Raw genomic sequence first — 21681 nt, forward strand, 5'->3', positions numbered from 1 at the left:
CTACCTTTCACTGCAATTCCTGACCTGCTTCGCGGCGTTACTAGCCCTTCCGATTGGTAGCCCGATGCGGATCGAAGATCCGTATCAAGGGGCGAGTCGCCAAATTCAGTATATTCGGTCGAAATGGATACCAGACACGAATGGTTGGATGCCCCCACGAGCGCCTTCCGACGGTGGCAGGAAACGGAAGCGACGGGCGCTGACAGCCGACGTTTCGCTCCCCGGTCGGCGAAGCAGCATGCAGCAATGTTCGCGCGCTTCATGCGGCATCTACAACATCACGGAGTGACGGTGGCCAGTTTCGGGGACGAGCACCTCGGGAGCTTTCTGGCAGATGTCAGTCGGCGTAGCGCGCCGGGGACGACGACCGGGCTGCGATACATAAAGCTCGTTGATCGAATGTCCCGTCACCTGATAGAACTGGGCATCCGTAGCAGCAACCCTGCGGCCGGGTTGGTCCTCGCGACGACGTGGCCCGATAGCGAGCCTGCGCCGGTATTCCTGGACGTAGACGCTGACAGGCGGCTGCAACTCCACGTTCAGCCCCGCGCTACGGACGCGCCGCTGCAGGTGCGGGATCGCGCGGTCGTCGCGCTGCTGTTGGGCTCGGGGATCACGGCCGCGGAATTTCGGACGTTGACAATGGCTCAGGTCCTTGTCTCCGCACCGCGGCCGCACGTCGACGTCGAGGAATGCGGCATACGCCCCGGTCGCCGCATTCCCCTTCCCGAGTACGCTGATGTGGCACTTCAAGCGTGGTTGAGAGCAGCCGTTGATCGTTCGGGAGTCCATCTCTTTCCGTCACCTCGCGGGCCCGGCGCGCTGCAGCCCGTTGCCCTTTGGACAATCGTTCGCACGGCCCTGGATGCGATCGGTGTGCGGCTTCCGGACATGAGCCCGCGCGTCCTGCGCAACACATACGCACGCCGCCTCTTGCTAGGTGGACGATCCAACGAAGAAGTGAGCCGGATGCTTGGACTCGCGAGCCATCGGACCGCGGTACGCCTCCGCGCCACGATCCAAAGCCGAAGCGTCCCGACTTGACTTCAGCTGGCGCTCCGTACCGTGGAAAGGTCGCCACTTCCGGCGACGTTTCCAACCGAAGGAGCAGACATGCGGTTTCGAAGTCCCAGTATGCCCATTATCTACCCGGATGAAGCGGGCAAACCCTGCGCGATGCTCTATCGTATCGTCTTTACGCGACAAGAGCCCTGGCTTGCGGTCGTTCATTTGCAGCAGGATGACGATTCCTATGCGAGCCCGGTTGCTTCGGCAAGCGTTCGAGATCAGGTACTGAACCGCATTCTCGACAACGATTTACGCGGGCTGCCGATTGGCGCGGTGCGGCTCGTAGGGGTGATCGTCCTTTTCGTGCTAAATCTGGCGGTTCCGCCGCAGGTCCTTTATCTATAAGGCTGCCATCGGCTCTGACCGTTGTCACGAGGCCCAAAAAGCGCCTGCGATAACATACGTGCCCGCGACTACGTATCGCGCGACCTTGACAGGGGGCAGAAGATGCCAAGCCCGGGATTTCGCTATGTGGGACAGGATCGCCTGCCCGCCCGACTTTCGGAATTCGACGTGGAGCGCTATTTCGCGTTGACCGATAGCGACGTCGCCGCGGTCAACGAGCGATTTCGGCGGGATTCCCGTGCCGGCGTCGCGATCCAGTTGGTCTTTCTGCGTGCCAGTGGTCATACGCTCGATCATGTCGGCACACTGCCACGCCAGCTGTTGCGCTATGTCGGCGAGCGGCTCGGCCTGCCTACCCCGACAATCGCCTCGCTCCGCACGCTCTATCAGCGCTATAAGACACTGTACGAGCATCAGGTCTGGACCTGCGAATATCTCGGCATGACGTCGATTGGACCGAGCCACTGGGCGGAACTTAAAGCGTGGATGCGACAGGACGCCACCGAATCGCTCACGCTCGACGAACTGCTTCAGCACGCCCATTGCTGGCTGTATGAGCGTCGCGTTCTGATACCAGCCGAACGGAAGCTGCGAGATCTCGGCCGGTCGATCTGGTCGGACGTTGAACGTGGCCTGCTCGCACTTATCAAGGCAACGGTCACAGAAACGCAGTTGATGCACGCCGATGCCGCCCTCTCCGCCCAGCACGGAACCTCCGGCATAAGAGTTCTCGAATGGCTGAAGACGCCGCCGGCGCGGCACAGCCCCACGACGCTCACCGAAACCCTTGAGAAGGTTCGGTTTCTGAAGGACCTCGGCGCGCATACGTGGGGACTTGACACCGTGCCAATCGAAAAGCAGCGTGCATACGCGCAACGCATCCAGGCTCGCCGTCCTGCGAAGGTCCGCGAACTCAAGGCGTCGACCCGCACCATCGAACTGGTCTTCTTCCTGCGCGTCTCGCTGCTCGAGCTGACGGACGCGCTACTCTACCAAACAGGGCGGCGCGTCTCCGACCTCGTACGGCAGGCGTACGACCGCACGACGGTCCGGCAGGCACGCTCTGCTATCGAATACCGGCAACAACTGGTCGCCATCAAGGCGCTGGTTCAGGACAGCAAGCGTACAGCGCAAGAACGTCTCGACGATATTGGCAAGCTGCTTGAGGACCTCGGCGACAGGCCACCGGCAAGTCACGCAGCCAGCGTACGCGAAACGCTCGCCAACGATCACCACCGCATCCGCAATCTGCTGGGGCCGTTACGTGAGCTAGGCTTCGAGGGCCGCGACGCGGAGCCGAGCCTGCGACAGTTCGAACTTGTCGGCACACTTCACGACAGTGGCTCGACCGAATTGCCGCGCGACTGCGATGTGCCGGTCAGCGCCGCGTGGCGCGAGCTCGTCCACGGTGACGATCGTGTTCGCGCGTTGCGGGCACTGCAAGCCTCGGCAATCACGGGTCTGCGCAAGGGGCTTCGCCGCGGCTCGGTCTGGATCGACCACAGCCTGTCCTTCCGGGAGCGCGACCAGTTGCTGATTCCCCCCGCGCAATGGGAAAGCGAACGCGACCGCTACCTGACATCGCTCGGGTTGCCGGGGACCGCTGAGCCATTCCTCGAACGGTTGACGGAACATCTCAAGGCAGGCCTGGCCGCGCTGGAAGAAGCGCGCGAGGCAGACCGCGTGACGATCGGCACCGACGGCGCATTGCACCTGTCGGCGATCGAAGCGTTGCCGACCGATGGCATACCGAAACGCACGCGGGATCTGATATTCGCGGAGATCGGCACGGCACAGTTCGCCGACATGATCATGGAGATGGACGCCCACACTGGCTTCAGTGAAGTGCTCCGCTCACGCAAGGCACGTGATGCGAATGAGCTCGTCTCGCTGTACGCTGCGTTGATCGCCCACGGGACGGAACTTGACGCGAAGAGCGTCGCCGCCATGATCCCGCAACTGGACCCGGCGCACATTTCGACGGCAATGCGCCTGCTTGAGATGCCCGGCAGGCTGCCGCGTGCAAATGACCGCGTGGTTGAATTCCAGCGCACGCATCCGATTACGGAACTCTGGGGTACTGGACGGCAGGCATCGAGCGACTCAATGAGCCTGGATACGTCACCGCACCTCTATTATGCGCGGGTCGATCCGCGACGTCGCACCCACGCGGTGGGCATGTACACGCACGTGCTGGATCAGCACGGCATTGTCTATAACCAGCCCATCGTGCTGAACGAACGCCAGGCTGGCGTGGCGATCGAGGGCGTCATCCGACACAACGAGAACCGCGACGACGGCGGACTGTTGCGACTTTCAGTAGACACGCATGGATACACGAACGTAGGCATGACGGTGTCGAAGCTGCTCGGTTTTGATCTCTGTCCGCGTCTGCGCAACCTCTCAGAACGCAAACTGCATCTGCCGAAAGGCGTGGCTGCGCCCGAGGGACTGGCAGCGGTCGTTGCCTACGAGATCTCTATCAAGGCGATTCGCGAGGGCTGGAAGGAACTGCTGCGCCTCGTCGCATCGATTCATGCGGGACGCGTGGGCGCAATGGTCGCGTTGCAGCGGTTGGGCAGCGCGGCGCAGGGCGACCCAGTGTACAGGGCAGCGGACCACCTTGGCAGGTTGCTGCGTACGCTTTTCCTGTGCGATTACTTCAGCAACATTGAATTCAGGCGGGAAATGCATACGCTGCTCAACCGCGGCGAATCGGTCCATCAGTTGCAGCGCGCAATCTATACCGGCAAGATCGCGCCGGAGCGCGGGCGGCGCCGCGACGAAATGATCGCGATATCGGGCTCTTTAACGCTGCTGACAAACCTCGTCATTGCGTGGAATACTCAGCGCATCCAGACAACCCTTGATCGTTGGCGAAGCAAGGGTCAAGGGATTGACGACGACTGGTTGCGGCGGATGGGGCCGGCGCACTTCGCACATGTCAATTTCCGCGGAACGTTGAGCTTTCCGATCGACCGCTATCGCGAGATGCTGCTCGACGCAGCGCCATGGCGACGCGTGGCCGGATCGTGAAGCGGTTCTGTAAAGCCGTGAACCGGGACAAAGCGACTCGACTCCGAATCAGTGGCTACGACATATGAATCTGGCTTTGACAACGTGCGCGCAAACAGCAAGCGCATGGCGAGGATTTACCAGCCGCACCCGATCACGCGCTCGCCGATCAGGCGCGGTCGAACAAAAGCGCCATATTTTGCATCAAAAGGATGCGCTCCCGCAAAATGGGAAATTCGTATCCCATTGTTTTTAAAAGCCAAATCAGATCAAACCGCCAGATTTAGCACGAAAAGGACGATTACCCCAAGTTGCTCTCCGGTCGCGATTCGATCTGTTGAGAATCATAATATATACAAAACTAGTATGTCGAACGTTTTGTGTATTTGTTGAGGGAAAACCCCATATTTGAGCTTCCGATCCGTGTAGTCGCTCAAATCAGATATACTTCATTCCAGATCGAATCCTAATGAGGTGTGACTTGTCCCGCATCGTGGCTAACCCAGCTGCGCCCGCAGGCACGGGGGGCGCGAGCGTCGCGACCCTGGCAACGAACCTGTATGACCGCATCCGCGCCGACCTGCTCGACGGCAAGCTCGAACCGGGGCGCAAGCTCCAGATCGAGTTCCTTTGCGACCACTACCAGGCGGGCCAGACGCCCGTGCGCGAGGCGCTCAACCGGCTCACCTCCGACGGCCTCGTCGAGCGCCGCGACCAGCGAGGTTTCGCCGTCGCCGGCATCAGCTCGAGCGACCTGCGCGAGATCACCAAAACGCGCTGCTGGCTCGAGGAAGTCGCCCTGCGCGAGGCCTTCGCCACCCGTTCGACCGAATGGGAAGAAGACGTCGTGCTCGCGTATCACCGGCTTTCCAAGGTACCGCGCTCGCTTTCCGAGAGCGAATACAAGGAAAACCCCGAGTGGGAGCGCCGCCACCGCGAGTTTCACCGCGCGCTGATCGGCGGCTGCCAGTCGCGCTGGCTCATCAACTTCTGCGAGCAGTTGGCCGACCAGCTCTACCGCTACCGCCAGCTCTCCGTGCGGCGCGTCTTTCCCAAGCGCCACGAAGGCGCCGAGCACAAGGAAATTCTCGACGCGGTCGTGGCCGGCGACGCGGCCCACGCTATCCAGCTCCTCACCACGCATTACCAGCAGACGGCAGACATCATCCTCACGGACGCCGACCTGTTCCCGCCTTCCTCCCACTAAGCCGTTTCCCCGTCAACGCAGCCTGCCGCCCCTTCCGGGGCGCGGTTGCGCTCGTCCGCACATACAACATACACAACCTGGTGTTTTCGATAGTTTTGTATATTTTTATTGACGACTGGATACTCCGTACACAAAACTCCTGCTTTCAGAGAGTGCCGCATCCCGACGGCACCGTTCAGGAGACTTCATGAAGCTACCGCTCGCGCCGTCCTTTCCCATCGCTGTGCTCGCTACCGCGCTCGCTGCGCCCGCGGCCAACGCGCAGTCGTCCGTCACGCTCTACGGCATCATCGACACCGCCATCCAGGTCGCCCGCACGGGCGGCAACACGGTGGTGCGCGAGGCGTCGAGTTCGGTCGCGCCGAACCGCTGGGGCCTTTTCGGCAAGGAAGATCTCGGCAGCGGCTATAGCGCGGTCTTCAAGCTCGAAAACGGCTTCAACCTGAACTCGGGCGCGATGGCGAGCAGCAACACGCTCTTCAACCGGGAGGCGTGGATCGGCATTCGCGGACCGTTCGGCCAGGTCCAGGCGGGTAACAACTACACGCCGCTGTTTCTCTCCTACGTGACTTACTCGATCGGCGAACTCAACGCACTCGCCTGGGGTAACGCAACCAACAACTACGTGTTCGTGCCGGTGGCGCGCACCGCGAACTCGATCCGCTACACCTCGAATGAACTCGCTGGCTTCACGGTGCGCGCGCTGTACGCGCGCGGCGCGAACGGAACGAGCGGCGTACCCGCCTCGCTCGGCGACACGCTCTCCGCGGGCGTGAACTTCAAGGCCGGCCAGTTCTCCGCCGACGTCGACTATCTGCAGCAGCGTTTCGCCAACACGGCGACGCTCACGACCACGACGCCAGTCGGCACGGGACGCTACTACCTGATCGGCGCGTCGTACGACTTCGGCTTCGTAAAGACGGCCGCGCTTTATCAGATGCACCGCAACGCGACCGGCGTGAGCACGTCGATCTCGAGCGCCTACGCCACGCCCAACCACGACTTCTACGAAGTGAACGCGCTCATTCGCCATCTGGGGAACGGCTCGCTGCTCGCGAGCTTCGGCCAGTACTTCCTGAAGTCGGGCGGCGACGGTCACGCCACGTCATGGGCCTTGCGCTACGACTACCCGCTCTCGAAGCGCACGGGTCTCTATGCTGGCGTAGCGGGCGTGCACAACCACGGCACGACGGCGTTCACCGTGATGGACGCTGCGGGCCCGGGCATTGCCGTTTCCCCGGGCAAAGACATCACGACCGGAATTTTTGGCATCGTGCACGCCTTCTAGCCTGGAACGTCGATGATGGTGATGAAGAAGGTCCGCATTCCTGCCGCGTTGAGCCTCGTTGTCGGCGTGGGTCTCGCAATGTCGCTGGCCATTGCTGCGGCAGGCGCGGCATGCGTCCACGTTTCCTCCGTGCTCGCCCAGGCCGCGCTCGGCGCAACGCGGGCGCCGCGCGATGCAGCGCTGATGACGTTGCAGCGTTTTGAGCACAGCGCTCTGCTTTGCATCGGCCTCCTTACGATCTGCAACGTGTTGCTGACAATCGCCGGGAGGCGTTGGCTCACCACCAAGGTCGTCCATCCGCTCGACGGCGCCATGCGGGCAGTCAATGCCATCGCGCTGGGCGAGTTGCGCGAGAAGATCGTCATCGACGAAGCGACCCAGGCGCGCAAGCTGTTCGCGGCGCTCGCGCAGATGCAGCAAGGGCTTGTCAAGACGCTTTCGCTCGTCACGCATGAGGCTGTTGCCGTCGATGACTGTGCAACGCATCTCTCCAGCCAGAACCTCCGCCTTTCGAGCGGCGCGGAGTCGCAGGCCGCCGCCATCGAGCAAACTGCGGCCACGACCCAGCAGATCAGCGAAGGCGTGCAGCGCAGCGCACAGTTGGCCGCCCAGACCAACCGCCTGGCCGAAAACGCCTCCCGTCTCGCCGACGCGAGCCGCACCCGCGTGCGCGCCGTGATCGATGCCATGGACTCTATCGCTACCGATTCGCGGCAGATCAGCGCCGTGGTTTCCGTAGTCAACGACCTTGCGTTCCAGACGAACATCCTCGCCCTCAACGCAGCGGTCGAAGCGGCACGCGCCGGACATCAAGGCAAAGGCTTTGCCGTCGTCGCCTCCGAAGTGCGCAGCCTCGCCCAACGCAGCGCCAGCGCGGCTCGCGAGATCGACCAGTTGATCACCAGCGCGCGCAGCACGATCGAGCAAGGCGCGCGGCTCTGTGCCCACGTGGGCGCCACCATGGACGAAGTCGTTGCGGCCGCACACGAAGTGGTGGAGCTCAGCGACGAAATGAGCCGCTCGGCGAGCGAACAGAGTCACGGCGTGCAGCAGTTGAACCAGGCGATCCGGGAAATCGACTCTGTCACGCAGCAGAATGCAGGCATGGTCCAGCATCTCGTGGAGGCGACCGACGATCTCAACGGACGCGCGCGCACGCTCGCCCATGCAGTCGGCGCGTGGAAGCTCAACCAGGGCTGCATGTGAATCCGGCAGCCCGTGTACCCCCCCAGTACGACCCACTGAGCCCTTGAGAAGTACGCGGGAGCCTTATCCTTGATCACCCTTCGTCATTGCGCGCATTCGCCCATTGTCGAATCGAACGGTCGTGGCTTGTTACCAAGCCATCAAACAGACCATGGACCGACGATCGATGATCGTGCCATTAGGATAAGTATTCTTATCATAAGGCGTCTTTTTTTCTATCAAACTCTAGGGCCGGCCGATCCGCCTCATCCGGTCCCCGCGCCGGCCTCCACTGGATCCGGTGGTTTTCCCGGTGCCGATGTGGGCCACGCACGCGCGGCCCGCCGCACCACGTTCGCTTCATGCGGCGACGGCAACCCATAAGGATGCTCGAGAATCGGCGCACCCGGCGTTTGCGACCATGCGTCGACGCCCAGCGGCCTCAACAACGTGGCGGCTTTCACTCCGGGTGCGACGAACGCGGAGAGTGCGAGACCACCCAGCATCCTGCGACGGGGTAATGCCGGCGTGTTCTTCGATGCGTCGTCGCGTGGTGTGCTGCGCGAGTTAGACGGGACGTTTGGTGAAAAGCGTGAATGTCGCGGCATGCAAGTGCCCGAAGGCGGCAAAGGTGGTGAAGGTGGCGAAGGTGGATCGACAACCCGCCGAGTATAAGCAGTGCCAGGTCACCGCTCAAACCCGGATCCGACTAACGTTATGACGGGTCGCGATATGCGCTTCGTCATTGCGCCACGGATTCGCGCGCATAGCGCGACACCAGCCGACGCAAGCCGAGGTTCTCGCGCAGCGTGCGACCTTCGTAGTCGCTGCGAAAGAGTCCGCGCCGCCGCAGTTCAGGCAGCACGAGGTTGATGAAATCATCGAGGCCGTTGGGCAGCAAGGCCGGCATCACGTTGTAGCCATCCGCGCCGTGGTGGACGAAGCGCTCCTCCAGCGCATCGGCGATCTGCTCTGGTGTGCCGACCAGCTGCCAATGTCCGCGCGCACCGGCGACACGCAGATACAGCTCGCGGAGCGTGAGGTTTTCGCGCCGTGCGAGTTCGAGCGTCAGCGACTGGCGGCTCTTGCTCGCGTTGGTTTCCGGCAGTTCCGGAATCGGACCGTCGAGCGGATACTCCGACAGATCGATGCCTCCCGTCAGCGTGGATACCAGCGCGAGCCCTACCTTCGGGTCGATCAAGGCCTGAAGCGCTTCGAATTTCTCGCGCGCCTCGGCTTCCGTCGCACCGACGATCGGCATCACGCCTGGCATGATCTTGAGATCATCCGGCTCGCGGCCATATTCCGCCATCCGGCCTTTGACGTCCGCGTAAAACGCAACCGCGTCGTCCAGCGTCTGCTGCGCCGTGAAAATGACCTCCGCGGTGCGCGCCGCGAGTGCCTTGCCCGCTTCCGACGAACCGGCCTGCACGACCACGGGCCGACCCTGCGGCGAGCGTTCGACGTTCAGCGGCCCGCGCACCTTGAAGAACTCGCCGCGATGATCGAGCACGTGGCGTTTCGCGGGATCGAAGTAGCGCCCCGCCGCTTTGTCGCGCACGAACGCGTCTTCATCCCAACTGTCCCACAGCCCCTCGACGACTTCGGCAAACTCGACCGCGCGCTCATAGCGCCGCGCATGCGCGAGATGCTCATCGAAGTTAAAGTTCTTCGCCTCGTGTGAACTCGACGACGTGACGAGATTCCATCCCGCTCGCCCGCTGCTGATGTGATCGAGTGACGCGAACTTGCGCGCGATGTGATACGGCTCGTTGAACGTCGTCGACGCCGTGCCCACGAGACCGATCCGATCGGTCACGGCGGCGAGCGCCGAGAGCAACGTAAGCGGTTCGAATTGCGCCACGTAGCTGTGCGCCGTGCGGCTCAGAAAATCGACATTGTCGCCGCGTGTGCCCGAGCCGTCCGCGAGAAAGATCAGGTCGAACTTTGCAGCTTCCGCAGCCTTCGCAAGCTGCACATAGTGGCGAAAGTCGCGCCCCGCGTCCGACTGTGAATCTGGATGGCGCCACGCTGCGATGTGATGTCCGGTGGGATACAGAAAAGCGCCGAGGCGCAGATGTCCTTTGCGTTGGCTCATGGTGTGCGCAAGTCGTGGGTGAGGTACATCGGCAATCGCCATCGATGACGATGGCGTCAACGTATGCGAAGATCAATGCACCTTCGGAAAACCGTGCCGCTCGACGAGCAGTTCGAGAATGCGGCGCGGGTCGGTGACGAAGCGCCGCTCGCCCAGCGTCTGTGCATCGGCGGGCGCGGGTTGGTCGTCGTCGAGCACGAGCACGGGCAAGCCCTGATGTTCGGCATCGAGCATGTCGACGACGACTTCCCGTGGCCGCTCGAACGGCAGGCGCTTCACGTCGAGTCTTTCGACGCGCGACGGGTCGCTCGCGAGCAGCCCTTCGATCGGCGCGCCATCGGGGCAGCTGAAACGCTCGCCCGGATAGCGGGGATCGGCGAATCCGGGTTCCAGCAGCAAAAGAAGATCGCGGCTCATTGCATGTCGCTCCTTATTAGCGTGACAGGCCGTTGAATATCGTACGAATACGTGAATACGCGCCAGAAAAGGCCAAAAATGCCGGCCTTGTGGGAGATGCGTTATCATGCCGTTGAGCGTGCAATCGCCGCTTCGGCGGCGAGTATCGCGAGCCCATGTGCGCGTCTTTGAGCGAGCCGTTCAAGCCGCCTGTTCGATGGGAAGCCCCAACTGGCCAAGGCAAGATTGCGTGCAAGGGCGTGAAGGCCTTGAAGGGCAACTCGCGGCATGCCTCTCGCGATGCAGCGCCTTCCCCAATGGCCTTCGAGCGCGGGCGAACTCGCTCGATCGTGTGCAGGCATTCAACGTTCCTTGTGCTGGACTTGCAGACCGGCATGCGTGGGCCTGATGCCGAACTTGTTCGGCAGTACAGCGAACCAGTATAGGGATGCGCGCTCGCTCAGATAACAACGGATTTGCGCTTACGTTATTCGTTTGCGTGCAATGTATGTGCAATGAAAGCGGAACGCGTGCGCTTGAACATGCAGCGCCTCCGATCGCGCCTGGCAAATCACGCCGGTCGCGGAACGATCTCTCGATTCGTTCTTTGAGCATGGCAAGCACGCTTCAGGACTATCGGCTTCTCATCGATACGATCAAGAATGTGTTCATGCGCGGCCGCGCCGTTTTCGTGCGCCTCGTCGCGATTGCCTCCGGTGCGCCCCTTCCGTTGTCGTCCGGCGCAACACCTGCCGCCGACGATCCAGCAGCGAAAACGACGCGAGCGCTGCGCATCGGTTTCGTTCCTGGCTCCTAAGCTGCGTTACAAGTCGAGCCCGTGTGATCGTGATTGCCAAGGCCAGGGCCGGAGCTGGCCGAGATGCGATTGTGAAAATGTCTCGCGATGGCAATACGATGCTGCTTCCACATCGCAGGCGTGGTCGACAGGGGCTGAGGATGTCCGTCGTTAGAGAGCGTACGGCACCGGGGCCAGCGATGCGCGCCTTGTAGCATGCCTGGAGCGATCAAAGCCGAAGTGATGAACCGAGTAAGCCCCGAGGGAGGAGGTGTCAGAAATTCTGTGTGCTGAGGTCGGTTAAAGGATCTCAGTTGATGGCGCAGGTGCACCGCTCGCCGCCCGACCACGTAGTTTTGCTACTTTTGACATATCACGTGGACTGTAAGAAGTCCGTCCCGGCCGGCCTGGCGAACCCCGCACCGACGGGATACCGGCCCGCTGCGAACCCGCAACCCGGGCGCCTGCCCCGGAGTGCCACGTACGCGGCCACCCCGACGCGGCCGGCATGCGCGCCGGCAGCCAGCGCTTTTCGTGAGAGATCGCAACGGCGCACGCCCTGCACGCCCGCATCAGGTGTTGACCGCGCTCGGGTTCAGCATTAGGAACTTCGTCCGCGCACGGTCGGCGAAGGGTGCGGCGCCGGCGCGCGGTATCGGTAGGTGCCGAATTGGCGGTCGTTGCACTCGTGCCAGGATTTCCCCGACAAGGGAGGAAAGGCGATGGCAGTGCACGCTATAACGGCGGTTCGGATGGACGGGCATTCGCAAAGGGTCACGCACGTGCTTTGGGGGCAGGTGTCAGTGAGCGGGGAGCAATTTGAGGTCGCGCCGCACGCATCGCCTGTCATCGAAGTGGTAGAGGCACTGGCCAGGGGCGACACCGTCGTCGCAGTCTTTCCGCTGGATGGACAGCGCGTCGCTGGTCCAGAGGTCCGACGCGTCGTGGACGAGGCCAGACGCGAAGGCATCGAAATGGTGGTCGCTGATTCCGATGCGGGCCGAGCGCTCGCGGACCTGCCACGGCTTGATCACGAATAGAGCGCTCATCGGGTCGGCTCTATCGGGCGGAGTTTGCCCCCCGTACCGACGAACTGACGCCGAGAAGTTTCCACAGGCTCGCGCGCGTCGGCATCGTCTGAACACGCGGGGGCTTGTCGTGCGTTCTCCCATGAGGCAGTGAGCGCCTGGGCGGCGCCATTCGGCATGGCGACGGAGCCGCCGCACGAAAAGTGCATCAACTTTGCCCGAAGCTTTGGTTCAACTGGATAGCGCCAGGAGAAGAGGTAGTGGCAGGTCCCTTTCGCATCGTTGCATCGCAGGATGGTCCCAAGAATCCCCCCTTCGACTCGATCACGCTACCCGAATGCCTGCTGGAGCAAATGATCCAATCAGTGATTTGGTTTTGGGAAGACATAGAGCACATGCGATGCAACTCCTTCAAGCGCAAGCACCGGAGTGTGGTCGCCAAGATATCAACTTGGCAAGCCAGTCGTGCATACCGAGACGGCTCGCGGGTCTGGCACCACGTTGACGGCGCTTTTCCGCGAGGTAAGGCCCAACTAAAGTGTTGATCCCTGCACGGCAGCCCAAGGCCCCGTACCGAGAATCTGTTTCTGAATTGAACGCGACAAGAAGTGAGAGCGCCACCCGCAGGTGGCGCTACTTCTTTTGGGACATCGAGGGTCCTGTCGCCGTTCCGAACCCGCCAGGACGACGCCAGCTCGTGCAAGATCTCAGGCTGGCGGCGGGGCCACGCGCAGCGACTGGTCGCGCAGCCGCTCATAGACAGGATGGTCGATAAATCGCCCGTATTGCGACGTCACCTGCGCACGCATCGACTCGACTGCCTCGGACGATAGAACGATTGCGGTGCTTCCGCGCAGGCGACGTGACGGATAGATGTACCCATCGGGCCTCGACGCATCATCGATCTGCGACATCGCAGCGTGCATGCGGGCCCCGAACCATTGGCACCATTCGTAGTCCGGACTAGAGAGATAGTCGTAGATGCCGAGCCGACTCGACGCCTCGCCGTTGAGGTTCCAGAGCCGCAATTCGCGGGGAAACGACAGCTTCGCGATCAGCCCGTTGCATTCGGCCGCCGGATCAATATAGAAGGTCCCAGGCCGGGTAACGTCGTTCAGACAGAAACGCGCTTCCCAAACTGTGGTATCGGGTGTCTGAGCGAGGTACAACCACCAGAACGGCACCGCACCGTCGGCCGCCCTAAGGGCATCAGGAGGACCAAAGCGATATGGACGCGGCGCCTGCTCCGGGAGAATCGCGTGAGGCGACCATGCTGCACGGTAGAGCGGCTCCCCGCAGTTGATGAGTACAGTCTCGTTCGCGAGACCGGTGATGATTTGCCCGACGGACGGCATTGCTTCGCCGACGTCGGGCGGTTCCAACTGGTTGTTTTTCTGCATGGGTAGGCCGTTTAATGCGCCACACCTTCCCTCTGACGCTCAACTGCGGCGAGAACGCGGCGCTGCCGTTCCGCAGCAGGCAGCTGCAAAAGGCGCAACTGGCTGCTGTGGAGTTCTCCACGGCCTGCGAACGGCTTTCCGGCGAGCAATTCGGCCGGCGCAAGCTCGTTCAGTTCGTCTCGAGCGGTCACGAGAAAGGCGTGAATCTCAGTCGTTACGGCCCCTCGAAGCTCAGACAAGACGGCAGGAAGCAGTTCCGGCACGGGCTGTACAAATTGCCATTCTGGAAACACGCGGCCGTTGCTCTGGCCGGGTGGCTTCACGCAGTAGAACCGGTTTGTGTCCACGCATCGATACAAGCTAGCGAGCGAGAGTTGAACCAGTCCCTGTCCTTTCACATCCGAGGGCTTGAGATTGCCCACAGGCAACGACACCGGCGCGGCCGCCTTGGGCGTACCCGCCTCGATGACAAGCATCGTGGTGAGGCGCTCCTCAAGAGCCTTGCGAACCAGGTGATGAAGCTGCTCATCAACCAGACCGGGTGCAATTTTCTCGCGCAGGACCTCTTCAATATCCATCGCGAAAATCTCTGCTACGTCCCGCGCGGCGCGCTCACCGGTACTGCTGCTTCCCTCGGCCAGAATCGCGTGAATCTTGATTCCGCCCGTGCCATGGTTTCGGTCGTCAATTACATGTGGCATATCGATCTCCTTCAGACGAGATGCGGGGGAGCGCCAAGTGGATTCATCCGCTTGGCGAATGCCGCTGCGCTGCCCGTTTCAGTCACAGGCGCGTTTTTCGGCTTGGCGTGAATGCGAAGGGCGCGCACGCGTGCTCGCTTGTTGGCCAGATCACTATGGATGACCGAAAGCTCACGCCACACCGCTAGGAAAAAGTCCCTTGCGAGCCGGCCAGTCGATGCCCAACTGCCATCTGACACAACGTAGCTCGTGCGCCGGCGCAATTTGCCACCCCACAGACGCTCGACCGCCCGCGACGTCTGAGACTGGACGAGTGCGCGTCCAGAACAGCCGAAGTAGCGCAGTATCGCAAGCAGGCCGCGTTCAAACCCGCCGTTGTTACCAAACGTCACGGTAAGCGGGTCAAGCGAAACATCGGCGTCGAGTAGATTTTCGAGGTTCGTTCCCTCAAAAGTGACAGTGGTCTCCGACGGCTCGCGCAATGCGTATTCGCCATCTTTTACCGGAGTAGGCAGGTGTAAACGCTGCCTGACGCCTTCGCCGACGACCACAAGGTGGCGAATTTCCTGTTCAAAGTAGATCATGCGTCCACCTAGGGAGGCTCAGAACAATCTCAATGGTACACGATTTCTCATTTTTCGCAAGATTTTTGAAGTTCGCAATTTTCGCTATTTTCTTATCGACGCGAGGCCGAGCCGGGGCCCCTCGCAGTAACTATGGCGGGTCACCCTGACCAACCGCGTTCGGCGAGTTCAAGGCAATGACCGAACGGCGCCCTACGTTCGGTTTTTGGCGCCAGCCGTCCTCACGGCCATCTTCGGGCTGCAAATGCTGGGCCTCTTCAAGATCATGCCGGTCATTTCGGTCCACACGAAAACAATGCCCGGTGACACAGCCTCCTTCTGGCACTTAGCGCCTGCGATTTCGCGCGCGACCGCTTCGTTGCGGTGGGCGCGCACAACATCGTACGTCGTCGGCCGGATGATTCAGGATGTAGGTGGCTCGACCGGCATGTCCTTCGCGGTGGCGATCGCGGGCGCACTGATCGTGCTCCTTTGGGTAAGCATGAGCGGCCTGTTCGCGCTGGTTGGCGTGTTCTCGATTCTCGCGGTGGGCGTGGTGATCTGGGTCATGCCCGATGCGCCCAGCAAGCCCGTGCACGTGCGCGCCCCGTTCGCCGAGGTGCTGCACAACGTGGAGCTGCTGCGCCTGAACTTCGGCGTGCTCGTGCTGCACGCCACGCAAACGGCGCTCTTTCTCGTCGTGCCGCGCCTGCTCGTGGATGCGGGCCTGCCGGTCGCGTCGCACTGGATGATCTATCTGCCGGTCATGGGCCTCGCGTTCGTCTTGATGGTGCCGGCCATCATCGTCGCGGAGAAGCGGGGCAAGATGAAGGCCGTGCTCCTTTCTGCGATCGGTCTTATCCTAATCGGCCAGCTATTGCTCGGCTCGCTCGCGCATACACTTGTCATCGTGTCGGGCGTGCTGTTCGTCTACTTCCTCGGCTTCAACATCCTGGAGGCTTCGCAGCCGTCGCTCGTCTCGAAGCTCGCGCCGGGCCGCACCGCTGGCGCCCGCGAACAGATACGCGCACCACTGCGGCAGGACAAACATCGTCAGAAACCCCAGCAGCAGCGAGCATTCGTCGTTCACCGCAAGGAACCAGTCAGCGGCCCGGACAATGATCTGTGCGACCAGATTCCGGGGGGCGCCGTCGAACCCGCACATTCCGGAATCCCCTGCCCAAACGAGCACCCCCACACTGGCAAAGAACGCGACGAAATACGCGAGCCACATCGGGAAGATGGCCTCCGGCTCCCCCTTCGCCTTCTGGTTGAGCACCCAGCCCATGAAGAAGAGCACGCAGGCCGTGACGACGAGGACCGCCAGATAGGGGGGCGCGAAAGCGAAGCGGCTGCCTAGCGTGCGCTTGACCAGCGGGACCGAACGGCACCCGCTGACCAGTTCGTACTGCCCGGGACCACTTTTGAACGGATGGAACACTAGCACCTAGCGCTGCAGGATGTCCTTTCCGAAACTGATGCTCGTGAAGCGTAGACCGTAATAAAAGTGACACCGTTACGACGATCATTGTGCCACCACCCACTGGGCGATCGGCACGCTACCATCGGACGGCGCTGAGGAGCGGCTGCGGCAAACACCGCCGCCGCTGGCTGTGAACTACCGGTGTCGACCCTCATCGGTCGTTCGGGCTCTTCCATAGCAGCCACTCGTCGCCCGCTATTATCGATATCGCAGAGTGCTTTCGACACATAATGTCAGCTTCAATTGACTTCCGGGTGATCGCGATGCCAAAACACGTACTGACGGGCGGTTGTTTCTGCGGGAATGTTCGTTATGAGGTCGCTGGCCAGCCGTTCAACTCGACCATTTGTCACTGCGACGACTGCCGAAGGGCAGCGGCGGCGCCGCTTGTAGCGTGTTTCTCGATAAAGAGGCAAGAATTCCGGTTCACCCAGGGCACGCCTAAAAGCTTCGCTTCGAGCACATGGGGGACACGAAGTTTCTGTCCTGACTGCGGCACGCAACTCACATTCCTCCACTCCGAATTGCCGGACGAGATCGACGTGACCACGTGCAGCCTTGACATCCCCGAATTGGTTCCTCCTACGGACCATGTGCGCACTGCGAAGAGCTTGCCGTGGATTCATTTGGCCGATGACCTGCCGAAGCACTCGGGGCGGCGCGACCCAGCCTGAGCAATCTGGCTCATGTCGCCTCCGCGCGTTGGCGAGGATGTTCAGCTGAGGCCCGACTCGGTCAGCCACCGTCGTGCAAGCTCTGTGCAGAGCGACGGTCGCTCCAAGGTTGGGAAATGCCCGCAACCTTCGAGCGACACGAAGCGGGCATGCGGCATCAACGTCGCGATGCGACGGCCCACGCTAACTGGAACGAAGCGGTCAGCATCGCCCCATATAAGCAGCGTTGGTATCTTGCTCGCTGCAAGCGTCGCCCAATGATCTGAACGAGTCGACGTAGCGTCGGATTGCCGAGCAAACACTTCGGCCCCCGTGTCGCGGGCCATCCGAACGAACGCCTCCCTCGAAACAACGTCGTTAGCGGGAATCGCATGCTCGGCGAACTCGGCGATTACGTGTTCATGTTCACCGGAGCGAATTCTCCGGCTCGTAGCGCGAGCCGCATCCGGATTCGGGTGAACACCTGGCTGGCAGTTCATCAGCCAGATTCCACGAACACGATCCGGACACCGTGCCAGCACTTCCATTGCAAGACACCCACCGTAGGCAGTACCAGCAAGGATGAATTCGCCTTCTGTAGAAGCTAACAGGCTTTCTGCGCTTTCGGCAAAAGTCGCTTGTGCGAGTACGCAAACAGACGGTGGTACAAGATCTTTTAGTCCCTTGACCTGTTCGGCGTACATGCGTCCGTCGCACGGCATCGCGGGCAGAAGAATAAGTGGTAGCGACATGGAGGGGGAGCGAAGATCGTCGGGCGGTCCGAGGTGGTGTCCACGTAGCAACCCGGCAGAGAACCGATTGTCAGCGATTTTGCCTAACCGGTCCAATGACCGAAATTGGCCGACCACCGCCCCATGCCCGAGTGCGGCGATCGCCACGGGCGCGGCCCTTCATGCAAAAGGCATAACTCAACCCAAGTGGTCGATCAAACTCCTACAAAGCAGTCACTCGATCGTGTCCCGGGCAAGACCCATCCGCGCATACGCACGGGATTTCCCGCTCCGTGCCGCGTTGCGATCTATGTAGCTTGTCTCGGCTCGGATACTACGGACGCCTTGAATGCATGGGGATATTCGTGACGAAACCAATCTGTCACCTGATCGTGGTTGAGCGCAAAGAATTCACGCGATCGCGGTATCAGGACAAAACCGGAAGCGAGCAGACAGGTAGCGAGACCGAAGCATGTGTAGACCTTGCCTACCGCCCAATGCGTGAGTGCCGCGCCTGCGATCATTGGACCAAGAATGCCCGCAATCTGCGTGGTCATCATGCTGGCAGCAAGAATGCGCACTCGGAAATTCTGCGGGATGGCCAACGAGCGGTGAGTCGCGCCGACGAGCCCCATCGATGCATTGGCGAAACCCACACACGTAAGCGTCAACACGAGAACGATAGCTGAATGGGCCCAGCCGGAGGCCGCAAGTGCCAGCCCTTCACACACCGCGGCCCCCACCCGGACATTGAACCGGCCAAAACGGCTGACCAGTGCATCAGAACCACGAAAGCTTCCGAGCAATAAACCTATGGACAAGGCCGCTTCGCAAACACCCAGCCAGAGACCCGACAGTCCGAGTGATTGAACTTTGAGCGGGATCAGCATGCCGACTGCGGGGCCCTGGAATATCCAGACGAGGAAGTTTACAAGTGTCCAGCCACGCTCCAACGGGACGATCCATTTAGCACGCAGTCCGGCGCGCAGGTCTTTCCACCAATGGGTTAAACCACGATGGTGCTCGTGATGCTGGGATTGGGATGGAAGCTGAAACGTCACGCAGGCAGCCACGCCGAGCAGTATGCCGTTGATCCAGAATGTTGCAGCGATACCGCCTAGGGCCAGTGTTGCACCAGCCAATGCTGGCCCCAAGGCACGGCCAAGCGCCTGCGTCGATTTACGAAGACGAAGCGCTTCGGCCAAACGATTCGCCGGAACAAGTTCAGCCGAAATGGTGGAACTGGCCGGATCAACGAAAGCTTTCGCTATAACGGTGACCACGCCTATGCAGATGATGAGCATGAGCCGGTAGTCGGACAGCGAGGCGAGCGCCGCGAGGATGAAAGCGACGACCATCAGGGCGCATATACCCCATGCAATCTGCTGTCTCTTTGCGTAGCGATCCCCGAGTGGTGCAAGCAGCGGCATTGCAAAAATCGTGGTGATGGCGATGCTTACGGTGTAGACCGCCAGGTCATGCGCGCCGGCCCGGTGAACGATCCACCAGGGGAGCGTGATATAGCCAACCATTTCTGCCACGATCCTCATCAGATCGCTGAGAAGCAGACTCGCAAGAGGGGCGCCGATCGAGCTTACGCGAGCCTTGATTTGCCGGATCACCGTCTTCCCCCTGTTGAGTTCGATGATGCTACCTCACCATTTTTCTCGCCGTGCAGTTGCTCGTCTCCAGCGGCCAACGTTTTACCGGCGGACGCCGCACGCGGCCGGTTTACGGCTGGTGACGCTTCGGGCAGCGACTTTCGGCAATTCACGGGGGTAAGTCGACTGGCCCTTCATGGCAGACCAGCGCACCACGATCGAGCGTAGCGATCTTCCTTGGGCATGCATCCAAGGCAAAAGGCATGAACCGAACCGGAAGTGCCATTCCACGTGACTCGTGAAACGACCTGTCGCCGACGCGAGGCAGCCGTTCGTAAGGAAATGCGAGAAGCAGCAGGGCCGCGAGTTTAGTTACGGCACGTGCAAAGCTCGAATTCGTGTCCGTCGGGGCTGCTCAGTACGATGCTTTTCATCGACTCGATTTTTAATCCGTCCATCACGACCGAAGCTCCGTTTTCTATTGCTCGCTTCAAAAATTCGTGAAGCGCATTTTCTTCGAACTCAAAGACAGGGACTGAACCGCTACCCTTTATCTCGTCTCCGAAGTCGTTTAGCAACAGGCCCAGCCGGTTAGTGCCGATCATGAACTCAGTCCACTTCCCGGACCGCTTAAGCGGTTCATATCCGAGGAGTCTCGCCCAAAACGAAGTGGACGTCTCCATCTCATTCACCTTCAAATACACGGTCCGAAGCTTCATGACGAGTCCCCGAATGGATACGAACCGAATGTATCAGACGCCAATATAGTCCGCTCACGACAGCGTCCGGCCAGGCGCCATCGAGCGATTGGAGCTTGAGACCCATGCAATGGGGATAAACGTTCCCCTCAGTGGACGTACGATTGATACGCCGGAACCTCTCTTCGTGGCCAGGGTCGCCTTTCGCGCGACCATACGAGTTGCTGCAAAGCGATCAGGCTTACGCCTAATGACATTACGTACGCGTCATGAGGGCCACGCCGAGTTTTGCAAAACGATGCGGTAGCCGTCGTGATCCTCAAATGTTCTGCCTGACACGTCCCAATAAGGATTAAGCGACGTCACGCGAACAAATCCGCTTTCGGCGAGGCGCTCGCAAGTGGACTTCCACTCAACGTGATCCGGGACGTAAAGCACCAGCAGATCCTCACGCGTTGGTGTTGGCATTACCGGATGTTCGCAGCACTGTGTGAACTCGAAGTGATAATCCATGCCGGGACGTCCCAGCATCACGCCGTCGAACCCCTGGTGGTCTTGGAAATTTGCCAGGACAACGAGGCCGAGTGCTGCGCAATACATGCTTTCTGCCCGCGAAAGGTCGCTGACAGGTCTGGCGATTCTAAGATGTGCTTGCATCGGATTTTGCTATCGGAATCGTGGCCAAGGGTGTCGGAAATCGATCGCTAAGGATACGCCGAACTAAATTGTCTCCAATTCTCGTTGTCTTGCCGAGTGACCGGTTGAATTCGCCGCCGAGTGATGTTGACGACAAACAGAGGCGACGTATGCAACCTGTTGGGGCAAGATCTGCCTTAGGCAGGTATTGCGGCCGCTAGAGCGCGCTCCATTACGATTGCCTGCCCGTCGAAATCCATCGCAGGCTTGCGAAGCAACTCAATGAAGCCTTCGCGTTTCCAGAATTCGAACGCTCTTGAATTTGTGTCGATGACGGCAATGCGTAATGCGCGACATTGCCACCCCATCCCGATCGCTTCGGCGAGGCGTAGAACCTGCGGACCCAAGCCCCGTCCCTGCGAGCTTTCCCGGAACAACAACAAGCCGATGAAAGCGATATCGACCTCAGGATAGCCCCGCACCATCTCGATACACCCAACCGCCTCGACATCGTGGGAGATTTCAAAGACGAACTTGTCCGAGTGGCTTTTGCCGGGCGGCAGCGCATCAAGTAACTCGATCGCAGCGTTCGGCGCGGGCAGCTTGCCTTCCACTGCAAGGCTATAGCCCGGCGCGCCTTCGAGCACAGCTTGCAGACGTTCTATGTCATCCGATGATCGACGGTCGATTCGACGTAGCGTGGGTGTGTACAGGGTCATAGCGATTCAGGCGGCAATGTGCGATGCCGATTGTGAACGATCTGGCCGTCGAAGTCGGAGGACCGCTTTT

19 protein-coding genes and 1 pseudogene are annotated in these 21681 nt (G+C 60.9%); 9 read left to right on the forward strand and 11 right to left on the reverse strand.

What is annotated here, in order from left to right:
- The first annotated feature begins 399 nt into the window (after positions 1-399).
- The 6 genes from BHE01S_RS32135 to BHE01S_RS32160 all read left to right on the forward strand — a co-directional run bounded on the left by BHE01S_RS32135 (position 400) and on the right by BHE01S_RS32160 (position 8129).
- Positions 400-1044, forward strand: coding sequence for a tyrosine-type recombinase/integrase (locus BHE01S_RS32135; protein ID WP_322787354.1), 645 nt, complete (start codon positions 400-402; stop codon positions 1042-1044).
- A 90-nt stretch (positions 1045-1134) separates the two neighbouring features.
- Positions 1135-1413: a hypothetical protein gene (locus tag BHE01S_RS32140; protein ID WP_052406209.1), complete on the forward strand. Its 279-nt coding sequence runs from the start codon at positions 1135-1137 to the stop codon at positions 1411-1413.
- Between the two features lie 102 nt (positions 1414-1515).
- The gene (locus BHE01S_RS32145) at positions 1516-4449 is read left to right on the forward strand and encodes a Tn3 family transposase (protein WP_042271351.1); all 2934 of its coding nucleotides are present in this window, start codon (positions 1516-1518) and stop codon (positions 4447-4449) included.
- A gap of 448 nt (positions 4450-4897) precedes the next feature.
- Positions 4898-5635, forward strand: a complete 738-nt coding sequence (locus BHE01S_RS32150) for a GntR family transcriptional regulator (RefSeq protein ID WP_042271353.1) — start codon at positions 4898-4900, stop codon at positions 5633-5635.
- 187 nt (positions 5636-5822) lie between these two features.
- On the forward strand, positions 5823-6923 hold the full coding sequence (locus BHE01S_RS32155; protein WP_042271355.1) for a porin: 1101 nt from the start codon (positions 5823-5825) through the stop codon (positions 6921-6923).
- Between the two features lie 12 nt (positions 6924-6935).
- The gene (locus BHE01S_RS32160) at positions 6936-8129 is read left to right on the forward strand and encodes a methyl-accepting chemotaxis protein (RefSeq protein WP_245639922.1); all 1194 of its coding nucleotides are present in this window, start codon (positions 6936-6938) and stop codon (positions 8127-8129) included.
- A gap of 721 nt (positions 8130-8850) precedes the next feature.
- On the opposite strand, the gene BHE01S_RS32165 is transcribed toward BHE01S_RS32160, so the two are convergent.
- Together BHE01S_RS32165 and BHE01S_RS32170 are read right to left on the reverse strand one after the other, a co-directional pair.
- Entirely contained in the window at positions 8851-10206 is a 1356-nt protein-coding gene (locus tag BHE01S_RS32165; protein WP_042271357.1) for an LLM class flavin-dependent oxidoreductase, read from the reverse strand.
- A 72-nt stretch (positions 10207-10278) separates the two neighbouring features.
- A complete protein-coding gene (locus tag BHE01S_RS32170; RefSeq protein WP_042271359.1) occupies positions 10279-10623 on the reverse strand; it encodes a DUF3088 domain-containing protein in 345 nt (114 codons plus the stop codon).
- 487 nt (positions 10624-11110) lie between these two features.
- On the opposite strand from BHE01S_RS32170, the gene BHE01S_RS32175 reads away from it, so the two are divergent.
- Positions 11111-11419 carry a hypothetical protein gene (locus BHE01S_RS32175; protein ID WP_157025772.1) on the forward strand — a complete coding sequence of 103 codons (309 nt, stop codon included), beginning with the start codon at positions 11111-11113 and terminating at the stop codon, positions 11417-11419.
- Positions 11420-12198: 779 nt separating this feature from the next.
- Here the strand turns inward: BHE01S_RS32175 and BHE01S_RS32180 are convergent.
- From BHE01S_RS32180 to BHE01S_RS37410, 4 genes are all read right to left on the reverse strand, one after another.
- On the reverse strand, positions 12199-12447 hold the full coding sequence (locus tag BHE01S_RS32180; protein ID WP_042271365.1) for a hypothetical protein: 249 nt from the start codon (positions 12445-12447) through the stop codon (positions 12199-12201).
- A 686-nt stretch (positions 12448-13133) separates the two neighbouring features.
- Positions 13134-13826 (reverse strand): RES family NAD+ phosphorylase, encoded by a 693-nt coding sequence (locus BHE01S_RS32185; protein WP_042271368.1) that lies wholly within the window; start codon positions 13824-13826, stop codon positions 13134-13136.
- Positions 13827-13837: 11 nt separating this feature from the next.
- Complete coding sequence (locus BHE01S_RS37405) at positions 13838-14527, reverse strand: hypothetical protein (protein WP_084069481.1); 690 nt, start codon at positions 14525-14527, stop codon at positions 13838-13840.
- A gap of 11 nt (positions 14528-14538) precedes the next feature.
- A complete protein-coding gene (locus BHE01S_RS37410; RefSeq protein ID WP_084069483.1) occupies positions 14539-15111 on the reverse strand; it encodes a hypothetical protein in 573 nt (190 codons plus the stop codon).
- Between the two features lie 145 nt (positions 15112-15256).
- On the opposite strand from BHE01S_RS37410, the pseudogene BHE01S_RS36330 reads away from it, so the two are divergent.
- Positions 15257-16102, forward strand: a pseudogene (locus tag BHE01S_RS36330) (MFS transporter); the annotation flags it as partial.
- Positions 16103-16836: 734 nt separating this feature from the next.
- Positions 16837-17247, forward strand: a complete 411-nt coding sequence (locus BHE01S_RS37415) for a GFA family protein (RefSeq protein ID WP_084069488.1) — start codon at positions 16837-16839, stop codon at positions 17245-17247.
- A 41-nt stretch (positions 17248-17288) separates the two neighbouring features.
- Here BHE01S_RS37415 and BHE01S_RS37420 read toward each other — a convergent pair whose 3' ends face one another.
- The 5 genes from BHE01S_RS37420 to BHE01S_RS32215 all read right to left on the reverse strand — a co-directional run bounded on the left by BHE01S_RS37420 (position 17289) and on the right by BHE01S_RS32215 (position 21611).
- The gene (locus BHE01S_RS37420; protein WP_245639923.1) at positions 17289-17930 is read right to left on the reverse strand and encodes an alpha/beta fold hydrolase; all 642 of its coding nucleotides are present in this window, start codon (positions 17928-17930) and stop codon (positions 17289-17291) included.
- Positions 17931-18265: 335 nt separating this feature from the next.
- Positions 18266-19579, reverse strand: a complete 1314-nt coding sequence (locus BHE01S_RS32200) for an MFS transporter (protein ID WP_245639924.1) — start codon at positions 19577-19579, stop codon at positions 18266-18268.
- A gap of 347 nt (positions 19580-19926) precedes the next feature.
- Positions 19927-20277, reverse strand: coding sequence for a VOC family protein (locus BHE01S_RS32205; RefSeq protein ID WP_042271375.1), 351 nt, complete (start codon positions 20275-20277; stop codon positions 19927-19929).
- A 246-nt stretch (positions 20278-20523) separates the two neighbouring features.
- A complete protein-coding gene (locus BHE01S_RS32210; RefSeq protein WP_042271378.1) occupies positions 20524-20913 on the reverse strand; it encodes a VOC family protein in 390 nt (129 codons plus the stop codon).
- Between the two features lie 176 nt (positions 20914-21089).
- The gene (locus BHE01S_RS32215; RefSeq protein ID WP_245639926.1) at positions 21090-21611 is read right to left on the reverse strand and encodes a GNAT family N-acetyltransferase; all 522 of its coding nucleotides are present in this window, start codon (positions 21609-21611) and stop codon (positions 21090-21092) included.
- Between the last annotated feature and the right edge of the window lie 70 nt (positions 21612-21681).

This window comes from Paraburkholderia heleia NBRC 101817 (assembly GCF_000739775.1).
Lineage (GTDB): Bacteria > Pseudomonadota > Gammaproteobacteria > Burkholderiales > Burkholderiaceae > Paraburkholderia > Paraburkholderia heleia.